2 protein-coding genes are annotated in these 14487 nt (G+C 62.0%); one reads left to right on the top strand and one right to left on the bottom strand.

The window, feature by feature from the left end; genetic code table 11:
• The first annotated feature begins 22 nt into the window (after positions 1–22).
• Positions 23–2464, top strand: coding sequence for a TonB-dependent siderophore receptor (locus IH404_RS12420; RefSeq protein ID WP_005787637.1), 2442 nt, complete (start codon positions 23–25; stop codon positions 2462–2464).
• A 173-nt stretch (positions 2465–2637) separates the two neighbouring features.
• On the opposite strand, the gene IH404_RS12415 is transcribed toward IH404_RS12420, so the two are convergent.
• Positions 2638–14487, bottom strand: coding sequence for a non-ribosomal peptide synthetase (locus tag IH404_RS12415; RefSeq protein WP_194440531.1), 11850 nt, complete (start codon positions 14485–14487; stop codon positions 2638–2640).

Genomic DNA, 14487 nt, shown 5'->3' with positions numbered 1-14487 from the left:
AAACACAGAAGAGAAAGCATCCATGCCAGCACGACTCGGTCTCAGCCCCCTGAGCAAAGCGCTATCCATGCGCCGGGCCCTGAACATCAACCTCTTGCCGAGTGCCCTGGCGCTGGCTGTGTCGATGCCAATTGCAGGTTATGTGCAAGCCCAGGAGATCGAGCTGAATATTCCTGCACAGTCGCTGGGGAGCGCACTGCAGGAATTTGGCCGCCAGACCAATGTGCAAGTGCTGTACAGCCCGGGCGATGTACAGGGCAAGAACAGCCGCGCCGTCAAGGGCAAGATGCAGCCGCAGCAGGCCATTGACGCGTTGCTGGCTGGCAGCCAGACCACCTATAGCCTCAATGGCAATACCTTGACCGTTGCCGCCGCCAGCAGCGGTGGCGGGCTGGAGCTGAGCCCGACTGAGGTGACCGCCAACTACTTGGGCAACATCACCGAAGGTTCCGGTTCCTACACGCCGGGCACCATTGCCACGGCTACGCGCCTGACCCTGACGCCGCGGCAAACGCCGCAGTCGATCACCGTGGTCACCCGCCAGCACATCGAGGACTTCGGCCTCAACAACATGGATGACGTGATGCGCCACACCCCGGGCATCACCGTGTCAGCCTATGACTCCGACCGCACCAACTACTACTCTCGTGGTTTTTCGGTCAACAGTTTCCAGTACGACGGTATCCCGTCCACCGTGCGCAACGTTGGTTATTCGGCGGGCAACACCCTCAGCGACATGGCGATCTATGATCGTGTCGAAATCCTCAAGGGGGCCACCGGCCTGCTCAATGGCGCGGGCTCATTGGGCGCTACCATCAACCTGATCCGCAAGAAACCTACCTCGGATTTCAAGGGCCACGTCCAACTGGGCGCGGGTTCCTGGGACAACTACCGCAGCGAAGTGGATGTCAGCGGCCCGTTGACCGACAGCGGCAATGTCCGTGGGCGTGCAGTGGCGGCGTACCAGGACAAAAAGTCCTTCATGGACCACTACTCACGCAAGACCGAAACCTATTACGGCATCACCGAATTCGACCTCTCCCCGGACACCATGCTGACGGTGGGCTTCGATTACCAGGACAACATTCCGCAGGGGTCGAGCTGGTCCGGGTCCTTCCCGCTGGTCAACTCCAACGGCAGCATCAACAAGATGCCCCGCTCGTATAACAACGGCACCACCTGGAGTTCCTGGGAGCAGAACACCCGTACCGCCTTCGCCATGCTCGAACATGACATGGGTGACGGCTGGGTCACCAAATTCCAGCTAGACCACAAGATCAACAGCTACCATGCCGACCTGGGTTCGATTCAATTCGTCCAGCCAGCAGCCGACGGCACCGCCGAGATTAATGGCCAGAAATACACCGGCGAGACCAAGAGCACCTCGGCGGACCTCTACGCCACCGGGCCGTTCAGCCTGTTTGGTCGCGAACATGAACTGGTGGTGGGGGGGTCCATCGGCACCTCGCGCTGGCAAGGCAAGGGCTACTGGTCGCCGGAATGGCCAGGCGGTAACAAGGTCGACTTCTATAACTGGAACGGCCATATCGCCAAGCCGATCTACGGCCCGGCCCAACAGCACATCGATGACACCATCCGCCAGACCGGCTACTACCTGACGGCACGCTTTAACGTGATAGACGACCTGAACGTGATCCTGGGTGGGCGCGTGGCCAACTATCACGTCACCGGCAACAATCCTTCCTACAAGGAAACGGGTCGCTTTATTCCCTACGCCGGCGTGATCTACGACCTCAACGACAACTTCTCGGTATACGCCAGCTACACCGATATTTTCCAACCCCAGGAAAGCACCTATAAGGACCGCAACGAAAAACTGCTGGAACCGGACGAAGGACAGAACTACGAGTTGGGCCTGAAAGGCGAGTTTTTCGACGGCCGTCTCAACACCAGCATCGCTTACTTCGAAGTGCATGAGACCAACCGCCCGATCTCGGACGATGCCTATAACAACCAAGTACCAGCCCCGCAAAACTGGGCGTTCAAGGGCTCCAAAGCCGTCACCAAGGGATATGAAGCAGAGATCTCCGGTGAGTTGAGCCCAGGCTGGCAACTGCAGGGTGGCTACACCCACAAGATCGTACGAGACGAAGACGACAAGAAGCTCTCTACCTTCGAGCCCGAGCATCAGGTCAACCTGAATACCACCTACAAGCTCAAGGGCGACCTGGACAAGTTCACCATCGGTGGTGGGGTGCGCTGGCAGACCAAGGGCTGGAACTCAATCTGGAACGAGCCGCTCAAGCAAGATCAGGACATCACCCAGGAATCCTACTGGTTGGTGGACTTGATGACCCGCTACCAGGTCACCAAGAACCTTTCGGCCACCGTCAACTTCAACAATATCTTCGACAAGTCCTACTACAGCAACGTGGGCTTCTATAATTCGGCCGCCTACGGCGAGCCGCGCAACGTGATGGTCAGCACCCGCTGGGACTTCTGATCGCACCCCTTGATCGACCGCACGCCCGGTGAGAGTTGAACGCTCACCGGGCGTTTTTTGTCGTACGAAAATAGTCTGTGGCTGCTTCATTGATCGGCATCAGCCAAAAAGACTATGCCGCTCACCCACAAAAAACCCGGATACAGGATCCGGGCTTCTCGTAAAGCGGCGGCTTACCTCATCGCATCCGCCAAACTGCTGATGAACACCGCGCTGTCGATAATGCCGTCATGATCAGTCTCAATCATCACCGAGCGCTCGATACGCCCCTGGCTGATCACCGTCGCCATCTGCTGCTCAATCACGTCCTTGAATCGCCCTGCCCGGCTCTTGGCTGCCCACCAGCAACTGATGGGAGCCTTGATCGGCTTGAAGTCCGCCTGCAGCAAGCGCTCACTCAGTGCCCGGTCAACGTCCCAGGATATCTGCGCCTCATTGCCACGCAGCAGTTCCTCTTTGACGGCAGTAAATGCTTCGCCCAAGGTCTGTTCAGCCCAGCTCACGAATCCCAGCCATTGCTGCGCTTCATCCTCGGTATCCTGCCGGCATTGCTGCCAGGCACCCTGGATGGACTCGGCAAATTCGGGGAACATCACCCCCAACAAGGCGGCACGGCGCTCATTGGCTGAGACTTCGAGGTCGTCCTCGACCTCCACAGCATCCCAGTAGGGTTTGACCCACTGCGGCGGCGCAGCGTCGATCCAGCCTACAAACTCAACCTCGCGGCCGGCTTGCTCCAGACCGTAGGCCACTTCCATGGCCAGATTACCGCCCAACGACCAGCCGGCCAGGCGGAACGCGCCATGGGGTTGGGCCGCCAACAATTGCGCGGTGTAATCCTCGACCATCACCTGCCAATGCGGCACCGCAGCGCCGTCTTCAGCCAATGCGCGACACATCACCCCGTACACCGGGCGCTGCTCACGCAGGGCCAAGGCAACCGCGGTGTAGCAATGCACCGAGCCGAAGCTTGGGTGGAACATGAACAACGGCGTGCCTTGCGTCTGCTGGTTAAGCTTGACGATCAACGACGCTCGGCTATCGCCCTGCAAGCACTTGACCTGCCCCGCCACGGTGGGGTTAAGCATCAATTGGCTGACGGACAGGTTCACGCCGCTGACCTTGCGAATCCGCTCCTTGAGCATCAGCACCCGCAGCGAATGGCCGCCGAGTTCGAAGAAATTGTCGCGAAGCCCCACACGCTCCACCTCCAGTACCTCGCGCCAGATCGCCGCGATCTGCTGCTCGATCTCGGTGACAGGCGCCTGGTGTTGCTCAGCGCTCTGAGCCTCAGGCTTGGGCAGTGCCTTACGGTCCAACTTGCCGTTCGGGCTCAGCGGCATCTGCGTCAGCACCACCCACTGCGCCGGGACCATGTAGTCCGGCAACTGCGCGGCCAGGTACGCAACCACCGCCGCCTTCCAATCCTCAAGCGGCTGCTGCAGCACCAGGTAACCCACCAGGTGCGTGCCGTCCACCGCCAGCACTGCGGCTTCGCGGACACTGTCGAGCTCCAGCAGGCGCGCTTCGATTTCTCCCAACTCGATACGCAGGCCACGCAGTTTGACCTGATGGTCCATGCGCCCGGCATATTCGATCACGCCATCGTCGCGATAACGCGCCAGGTCGCCGGTGCGATACAGACGTGTGCCGCTACCGAACGGGTCAGTCACAAAACGCTCAGCGGTGAGTGCCGCGCGGCGATGGTAACCCCGCGCCAAGCCAATACCGCCCAAGTACAATTCACCCAACACGCCCACCGGTGCAGGCTCCAGGTTGTCATCCAACACGTAGCAACCCAGGTTGGCAATCGGTCGGCCAATCGGCACGGCATCGCGGCCTTCCTCGACACAAGTCCAGTGGGTCACATCGATAGCCGCTTCGGTGGGACCGTACAGGTTGTACAACCCGGCGAGGGGTAACTTGGCGAACACCTGTTGCTGGGCGTCCGCGGGCAATGCCTCACCGCTGCAGACGATGCGTTGCAGGCTCTGGCACGAAGCAACTGCCGCGTCTTGCAAAAACGCTTGCAGCATGGACGGCACGAAATGCAGGGTGGTGATCTGCTGCGAGTTGATCAGGCTCACCAGCCTGGCAGGGTCACGATGATCCCCCGGCGCCGCCACCACCAGGCGGGCGCCGGTCATCAACGGCCAGAAGAATTCCCACACCGACACGTCAAAGCTGAACGGGGTTTTCTGCAATACGCTGTCGCGAGCGTCCAGACCATAGGCCTGCTGCATCCAGCACAGGCGGTTGGTCAGTGCATGATGGCGGTTGCCGGCGCCCTTGGGTTGGCCGGTGGATCCGGAGGTGTAGATCACGTAGGCGAGGTTTTCGCCATGCACGGTAATATCCGGGTTGTGGCTGCCGAACGCCTCCAACCAGGCATCGCCCTGCTCCAGCACCAGAGTGTTCACACCCGCCGGAACCGGCAGCTGCGCCAGCAGGTGGGCCTGGGTCAACAGCAGTTGCACGCCACTGTCTTGCAGCATGTAGGCCAGACGGTCACCGGGGTATTCCGGGTCCAGCGGCACATAGGCGCCACCGGCCTTGAGCACCGCCAACAGGCCGACCACCATTTCCACCGAGCGCTCCAGCGCCAGGCCCACCAGCACATCCGGGCCGACTCCGGCAGCCATCAAGCGGTGCGCCAGCCGGTTGGCCCGGGCGTTCAACGCGCTGTAACTCAGGGTTTGCCCGTCAAACACCAACGCTTGCGCATCCGGCGCGCGCAACACCTGAGCCTCGATCAAGCGGTGTACTGCTTGATCGAGCGGGTAGTCCACCGCCGTGGCATTCCAATCCTGCACCACCAACTGACGCTCGGCCTGCGCCAGAGACGGCAACGCGCCAAGACGTTGACTGCCATCGGTGGCCAGGGCCAGCAGCAACTGCTGGAAGTGCTCGGCCAAGCGCTGGATATGCGTTGTGCTGAAGGCCTGGCGGGCGTAATTGAATTCCAGGCCCAGTGTCTCGCCGAGGGCCAACAACACGGTCAATGGATAGTGGGTCTGCTCCAGGCTGTGCACTGCACCAAACCGCAACCCCGACGGTGCACCCTGCTCCAGCGCCTCGGACACCGGATAATTTTCAAACACCAGGATACTGTCGAACAGGGCTTCACCGCCCAGCCCGGCCCAACGCTGGATCTCGAACAGCGGCGTGTGCTCTTGCTCTCGCAAGCCAACGTTCTGTTGCTGGAGCTGCTGCAACCAGTGGCTGACCGACATCTGGGCATCCGGCGTCGCGACTACGGGCAGCGTGTTGATGAACAATCCGACCTGCTGTTCAATCCCGCGAAGTTGCGCCGGACGCCCTGCCACCGTGGCGCCGAAGGCTACGGTGGCTTGCCCGGTGTGGTGATGCAACAGCAGCAACCAGGCGCCTTGCACCAGGGTATTGAGGGTCACCTTGTGGCGTTGGGCAAAGGTTCTAAGCTGTTCGGTTTGCGCGGCATCCAGGCTCAAGCGATGCTCGCCATTGACCGCCAGGGCCGCATCCGCCTCAGTCTGTGCGGAACGGGACAGACGCGTAGGCTCTTGCAGGTTGACCAGTTGGTCTTTCCAGAACGCTTGACTGGCAGCTTTATCCTGCGCCTGAAGCCAGGCGATATAGTCACGATAACGCCCGGTCGGCGCGGGCAGCGCCTCACCCGCATACTGTTGCAGCACCTCGCCGAACAGCTGCGAACCACTCCAGCCATCCATCAGGATATGGTGATTGGTGTAGATCAGGTGGTAGCTCGATACCCCCGTGCGCACCACCGTCAAGCTCAACAACGGCGCCTGCTCCAGCACAAAGCCCTGGGCCCGTGCCGACTCGGCCAGGTCATCAAGGGCCTGGTTGCAGTCTGCACGCGTTTGCCAATCCAACTGCACAAACGGCAGGTGCGCCTGCTTGTAGACCACCTGCAAAGGCTGCTCAAGCTCCGCCTGCCAGACCACGCCGCTGCGCAGGATCTCATGACGCTCTACCGCCACCTGCCATGCCTGGTGGAAGCGCGCTACGTCCAGGCCCTGCACATCAATGCGCATCTGGTTGATGTAGTCACCCGAGCCTTCGCCGTACAGCGATTGGAACAACATGCCTTGCTGCATCGGTGACAACGGGTACAGGTCTTCGACCTCGGACACGTTCAGCGCCAGGCCATCCAACTGTGCCTGGGACAAGCGCGCCAGGGGGAAGTCCGACGGCGTCACGCCCTGGTGCGTCGACTCACAGCAGTGGTCGATCAGCGCCTTGAGTTCAGTTGCATATTCATCAGCCAGGCATTGCACCGTCGCCTCATCGAACATCGCCTGGCTGAAGCTCCAGTTCAATTTCAGCTCGCCGCCAAAGACTTGGCCATTGATTTCCAGCCAGTTGCCCAAAGGCGCCTGCTGGCTTTGCTCGGCACCACTGGCATCACCGGTCGGTGTGAACAGCCCTGGCTGTTCGCCATTGTCAAAACTGGCGTCAAACTGCCCCAGGTAGTTGAAGGTAATACGTGGGCGTGGCAAGGCCGCCAGCGCCAATTGCGCCTCGGTATCGCCCAGGTATCGCAATGCGCCAAACCCCAGGCCCTTGTCGGGCACGGCGCGCAATTGCTCCTTGATGTGTTTCAGGGAAGTACCCAGGGAGTCAGCCGGAACCAGTTGCAATGGGTAAAGGCTGGTAAACCAACCGACCGTGCGGGTCAGGTCGATCTCATCGAACAGGTCTTCACGACCGTGGCCTTCCAGCCGTATCAACATCGAGGCCTCGCCGCTCCAGCGTGTGATCACCCGCGCCAGGGCGGTGAGCAGCAGGTCGTTGATCTGGGTGCGGTAGGCACTCGGCGCGTCTTGCAGCAAGCGTCGCGTATACGTGGCGTCCAACTGCGTGCTCACGCTCAGCGCCAGCTGATTGCTCAAGCTTGCCTGTGGATCAGCGCCGGGCAAGCCGACCGGGCTGCCTTGCAATTGCGTCTGCCACCAGGCCAGTTGATGTTGCAGCGCAGCGCTACGGGCATAGGTCTGTAAGCGAGAGGCCCAGGCGCGGGTGGCGCTGGTCTTGGCCGGCAGCGCAACAGGAGTGCCCTGCGCCAGTTGCCGGTAAGCGCTTTGCAGGTCTTCAAGCAGGATGCGCCACGACACACCGTCCACCACCAAGTGATGGATCACCAGCAACAAACGCTGGGAGCCATCGGCCAACTGCGCCAACACAGCACGCACTAACGGCCCCACAGCCAGGTCGAGGCTGCGTTGGGCTTCTTCACCAAGGGCGTCCAGCTCCTCGACGTTGTTCAAGGTGGTTTGCCACAGCACCTGTTCAGCCTGGTGCTGATCGGGGCCGCGGTACGCTGCGCTCCAGCCTTGCGGCCCGTCGACGAAAGTGCTGCGCAAGGCATCGTGATGCACAATCAACGCCTGCAATGCGGCCACCAACACCGGTGCCTGCAACGGCTGATGCGGTTGCAGCACCACGGACTGATTCCAGTGGTGACGCTGGGGAATGTCATCGGCAAAGAAGCCTTGTTGCACTGGCAGCAGCAGCAACTCGCCGGTCAGCGCCGACTGGTCCAGTTGCACCGTGCCCTCGCCTTCCCGCGCGACGGTCGCCAGGCTTTGCACGGTCTGATGCTGGAACAGATCCTTGGGCGTGAAGCGCACCCCGGCCTGGCGAGCCCGACTGACCACCTGGATCGAAATGATCGAGTCGCCACCCAGTTCGAAGAAGTTGTCATGCAAGCCGACTTGCGGCAGGCGCAGCACGTCGGCCCAGATGGTGGCGATCTTGTGCTCCAACTCGCTCTGAGGTGCCACATACACCTGCTGCATCTGGCTCACATCCGGCAGCGGCAAGCCCTTGCGATCGAGCTTGCCGTTAGGGGTCAGCGGCATACGTTCGAGGAACATCAAGTGCGTCGGCACCATGTAGTCCGGCAAGCGGGATTTCAACGCGCGACGTAAGGTTTCGCGGCCGTTTGATTGAGCGACTGCGTCGTCCAGAAGTGTTGAGTCCAGCGGCACGACATAGGCCACCAGCTGCTTGCCGGTCGGGCCCTCCTGAGCCACCACCACGGTTTCACCGACGCTGGCCTGCTCGCGCAAACGCGCTTCGATTTCACCCAGTTCGATACGGAAACCGCGGATCTTCACCTGATGGTCGACACGCCCCAGGTAGTCCACCACCCCATCCGGACGCCCACGGGTCAGGTCGCCGCTGCGATACACACGGCTGCCCGGTTTGCCGAACGGGTCCGGCACGAAACGCTCAGCAGTCAGTGCCGGGCGCTCCAGGTAACCCCGGGCCACGCCCTCGCCGCCCAGGTACAACTCGCCTGCCACGCCGATGGGTTGCAGATTGAGTTGCGAATCCAGCACGTAACCGCTGCGGTTGCCGAGCAAGGTGCCGATGGGCGCGTAGACTGCACCGCATGGGTCACCCTTGCGCGCTTTCCACAGCAACGGCGTAACCACGGTTTCGGTCGGGCCGTAGCCGTTGAACAGGTACTTGGGTTTCAGCGCGCGCCAAGCCAGGTCATAGCTGGCTTGAGCAACGGCATCACCGCCGAAGCAATACACCCGCACCGCCGGTGGGTTGCCGTCGCGCTCGGCATGTTCGGCCAACTGTTGCAGGTACACCGGCGGGAATACCGCCATGGTCACGTTATGACGGTGCATCTGCTCATAGGTGTATTCGGGCAACCACAGGCTGTCATCACGGATCAACACGCTGGCGCCGTTGATCAACGGGTGCATCCAGCCTTCGTGGGAGCCGTCGAAGGCGAACGACATAAAGTGCAGTTCGCAATCGGCCGGCGAGGTTTCATAACGCTCACCGGTAGCGATAATGTGCGCCACCAACGGCCCGTGAGACACCGCCACGCCCTTGGGCAGGCCGGTGGAACCGGAGGTGTAGATCACGTAGGCGAGGTTGTCGCCGTCCAGCGCCACATTCGGTGCTGTTTCGCTATAACCTGACCAGGCGTGTACCTGATCCACCGCCAAGGCTTCCAGGCCCTCCGGGATCGGCAACCGCTGCTGCACTGCCGAATGGGTCAGCAGCAATTTCGAGCGGCTGTCCTGCATCATGTACAGCAAGCGATCACGCGGGTACTCGATATCCAGCGGCACATACACGCCACCGGCTTTCATCACCGCCAGGAATGCCACCATGATCTCGGCGCTGCGCGGCATGGCAATCGCCACGCGCACTTCCGGGCCGACGCCACGGGCAATAAGGGCATGAGCCAGACGGTTGGCCTGGCGATCCAGTTCGCCGTAGCTCAGGGTTTGCGCGTCGAACTTCACCGCCACCGCCGCCGGGTTTTCCCGGGCGCGATCGGCAAACAATTCGTGCACCCAGCGCTCGGCCGAGAAGCCGGAATCCGTGCGGTTCCAGAGTTGCAGGATCTGTTGTTGTTCGGCCGCGTCCAGCAAGCTCAACTGACTGAGCTGCTGCCGTGGGTTGGCAACCATCCCCTGCAGCAGGTTCTGCCAGTGGCGCGCCATGCGTTGCACAGTGCCGGCTTCGAACAGGTCCTGAGCATAACCCAGGGTGGCCCATATGCCTTCGGTGGACTCCTGGATATCCAGGTCCAGGTCGAAATGAGCGGTCTTGCTTTCCCACTCCAGCCCTTGCACCTGCAACGCTGGCAATTGGCGCTGAACCTGGACCTGGCCGACATCGGTCTGGTGGTTGAACATGACCTGAAACAACGGGTTGTGACTCAGGCTGCGCTCAGGTTGCAGGGCTTCCACCAGCTGTTCGAACGGCAAGTCCTGGTGGGCCTGGGCCTGGACCGCGCGTTGCCGAACGTGCTGCAACAACTGCTCGACGCTCATCTGCCCATGCACATCCGCCTTGAGCACCTGAGTGTTGACGAAAAAGCCGATCAGCCGCTCGGTCTCGCTGCGATTGCGGTTGGCAATCGGCACACCGACGCGTATTTCTTCCTGGCCGCTGTAGCGGTGCAACAAGGTCTGGAACGATGCCAGCAGCAACATGAACAGGGTCACGCCCTGCTCTTGCGCCAACACCTTGAGACCCTGGGTGAGTTCGGGCGCCAGCTCGAAGGCCAGGCGCGCGCCACGGTGGCTCTGCACCGCCGGGCGCTGGTGGTCGAACGGCAACTCCAGCACGTTCTGCTCACCGCCCAACAGCTCACGCCAGTAGGCCAGTTGACGTTGCTTCTCGCCGGCGTCCATCCAGTTACGCTGCCATACGGCATAATCGGCGTACTGGATCGGCAACACCGGTAGCGGTACATCCTGGCCTTGGCTGTAACCGGCATACAACTGCACCAACTCCTCGACCACCAACTGCATTGACCAACCATCGGAGACGATATGATGCTGCACCAGCACCAACACATGCTCGTCTGCGGCCAGGCGCAGCAACGTCACGCGTAGCAACGGGCCTTGCTGCAGGTCGAACGGTTGGGCAATCAACGCTTCTACCCGGGCCTGAAGCTGGGCCTCATCGACATCAGCCTGGGTGATCGGCAAGGTCACCTGCGGTTCAATCACTTGCACCGCGCCGTCGTGATCCTGGCGGATATGGGTGCGCAAGCTTTCATGGCGCGCCAGCAAGCTATCGAAACTGTGCTGAAGCGCGCCTGGATCCAACTGCCCTTTCAAGCGTAATGCACTGGGGATGTGATACGCCGCACTCTGGGGCTCCAGTTGCCACAGAAACCATTGGCGCTCCTGGGCATAAGACAGCGGCAAGGGCTGCTCGCGGCCCGCCGGCAGCAGAGGTGGCGCCGTCGGCATCGGGCTGTCCTGGGCCTGCAAGGCGGTGACAAATGCCTCCAGGCGTGGGTGTTCGAACACGGCCTTGAGCGGCACTTCCAGGCTCAGGGTCTGGCGAATCCGTGATACCACCTGCATCGCCAACAGCGAATGCCCGCCCAGTTCGAAAAAGTGCTGGTTCAGGCCCACGTGCTCGGCGCCGAGGATATCCGCCCAGATCGCTGCCACCTGTTGCTGCAACGGCGTGACCGGCGCCAGCCAGTCCTGTTGCAAGGCGGCGGCTTCGGGTTTGGGCAGCGCCTGGCGGTCCAGCTTGCCGTTGGGGTTCAAAGGCATGTGGTCGAGGAAGATCAGGTGCGCTGGCACCATGTAGTCCGGCAGGTGTTCGCGCAAGGTCAGCATCAGTTGTTCGCCAGCCTCCGCGCGCTCGGTTTCAGACAGCGTCTGTGCCGGCACCAGGTAGGCCACCAGTTGGTTGTCAGCGGCCAGCAACAAGGCTTCACGCACACTGTCCTGAGCCAGCAGTACGCTTTCGATCTCACCCAGTTCAATGCGGAAACCACGGATCTTGACCTGGTGGTCGACCCGCCCGACATACTCCACCACGCCGTCGGCGCGATAACGCGCCAGGTCGCCCGTGCGGTACAGGCGCTCGCCTGCGGCGCCGAACGGGTCCGCGACGAAACGTTCGGCAGTCAGGCCCGGCCGTTGTAAATAAGCGCGGGCCAAGCCACTGGCGCTGGCGATATAGAGTTCACCGACTGCGCCCAGCGCCAGCAAGTTCAGGTCGCGGTCCAGCACATACAGGCCACGCCCTGGCAGCGCCCGGCCAATCGGGCTGGCACCGGCGGCGCTGACGGCGCTCGCGTCAGTGCAGTCCAGCACACTGGAGACCACAGTGGCCTCGGTAGGCCCGTAGGTGTTGAGCAAGCGCACATGGCTAAGCCCTGCGCGCTGCCACAGGAGTGGGCCATCCAACGGCATGGCTTCGCCGCCGATATGGATCTGGCGCAAGGCACCATAAGACCTCGGGCCCGCTGCCAGGCAGTCTTGCAGGAACAGCTTCCAGTAGGCCGTGGGCAAGTCGGCCAAGGTGATGCCCTGGGCGATGATCTGCCGATACAGCTCGGCACCGTCCCACAGTTGCGGGCCGCGCAATACTACGGTGGCACCGAGGGTCAGGGCCGGGTACAACTGCTCGACAAAACCGTCGAAGTTCAGGGTGGCAAACTGCAACACCCGGTCTTGGGCAACCAGTTGCGAGTAATCCGCCGCGATGCCAACGAACTCACTCAGGGCAGCATGGCTGATGGCAACCCCCTTGGGCTTGCCGGTGGAGCCGGAGGTGTAGATCACGTACGCCAGGCTCTGGGGCTCGACATCAGTCGGTAGATTGTCCTCGGAGCACTGCGCCAATGGGGCCAGATCAATATCCACGGACGACACATGAGCCGGCAACGGCAGGCGCCCGCGCAGGTGAGATTGAGTCAACACCAGGCCGACGCCGCTGTCCTCAAGCATATGCACCAGGCGTTCGCGCGGGTACTCAGGGTCCAACGGCACATAGGCTGCGCCCGTCTTGAGCACCGCCAGCAAGCTGACCACCATGGCAAAGGAGCGCTCGATGCAGATCCCCACCGGCCCATGCGGGCCGATGCCCTGGGCCAGCAGGTAATGCGCCAGGCGGTTGGCCTGGCGATTCAGTTCGCCATAGCTGAGGGCCTGGTCATTCAGGGCCAGGGCCTGGCGGCCCGGCTGCCGGTCGGCCTGGGCTTCAAACAGCCGGTGCACCGCGTGCAGGGTGGTGGCGCAAGCTGGGGCATTCCAATCCTGGAGCATCACCTGTTGCTCCACGGCACTCAGCATCGGCAGCTCGCAGAGACGGCTGCGCGGTGCATTCACCACCGCCTGCAACACGTGCTGCCAGTGCTGCGCCAAGCGCTCGACGGTAGCGGCGTCAAACAGGTCAGTGGCATAGGTCAGCGCAGCCCAGAGGCCATCGGCGGATTCATGGGTATCCAGGCTCAGATCGAAATGGGTGGTCGGGCTGTCCCAATCCAGTTCCACCACACGCAGGCCCGGTAACTGCTGGCCTTCGCGGCCGCCCTGGGCATCGGTCTGGTGGTTGAACATCACCTGGAACAATGGGTTGTGGCTCAAGCTGCGTTCGGGCTGCAACGCCACCACCAGTTGTTCGAACGGCAGATCCTGATGGGCCTGGGCCTCCAGGGCGCGACGCTTGGTTTGTTGCAGCAGTTCGGCAAAGCTCATCTGCCCGTCGAGGTCAGCCTTGAGCACCTGTGTATTGACGAAGAAGCCGATCAGCCGCTCGGTTTCGACGCGGTTTCGGTTGGCATTCGGCACGCCAATACGAATGTCCGACTGCCCGCTGTAGCGATACAACAGGGCTTGGAACGACGCCAGCAACAGCATGAACGCCGTCACACCCTCCTGCTGCGCCAGGCGCTTGAGACCGGCCACCAGAGCCGGTGGCAGATGCACCTGCACGCTTGCACCGCGATGGCTTTGCTGCGCCGGACGCGGGCGGTCCAGCGGTAGCTCAAGCACCGGCTGCTCGCCGCCCAGCAAGGCCTGCCAATAGGCCAGCTGGCGCGCCTGCTCTCCGGCCTCCATCCAGCCTCGTTGCCACAGGGCGTAGTCGGCGTACTGGATCGGCAGCTCAGGCAGTTGCAAATCATGGCCCTGACTGTGAGCGGCGTAGAACTGCACCAGCTCCTCGACCATCACTTGCATCGACCAACCATCGGACACGATGTGGTGCTGCACCATCACCAGCACATGTTCATCTTCGGCCAGTTGCAACAGCGTCACGCGCAACAACGGCGCCTGGTGCAAATCAAACGGCCGTGCGACTTCGGCTTCCACCCGCGCCATCAACTGCGCCTCGTCGATACGCGCCTGGTGGATCTGCACCCGCGCCTGGGGCATCACCGCTTGCCAGAGGCGTTCGCCGTCCTCGACCAGTTGTGTGCGCAAGCTCTCATGCCGGGCCAGCAGGCTGTCGAAACTGCGCTGCAATGCCGCCAGGTCCAAGTGCCCGTGCAAACGCAGGGCCCCGGGGATGTGATAGGCGGTGCTGTCCGGATCCAGTTGCCAAAGGAACCACTGGCGCTCTTGAGCGTAGGACAGCGGCAGATGTTGGCCGTCCTCGCGGATCGAGGCAATCGGCAGTTGAGCGAAACTCATGCCCCGGCTTTGCAGGCGCTGGTAAAACTGCTGGCGCTGCTCCAGAGGCAAGCGAAGAAAGCGCGACACCAAGTCGATATTAGGGTTGGAAAGCAT

Origin of the sequence: Pseudomonas sp. OST1909 (genome assembly GCF_015277575.1) — a bacterium.
In the GTDB taxonomy this organism is placed as follows: domain Bacteria; phylum Pseudomonadota; class Gammaproteobacteria; order Pseudomonadales; family Pseudomonadaceae; genus Aquipseudomonas; species Aquipseudomonas synxantha_A.
This window is presented reverse-complemented; position numbering and strand designations above follow the sequence as displayed.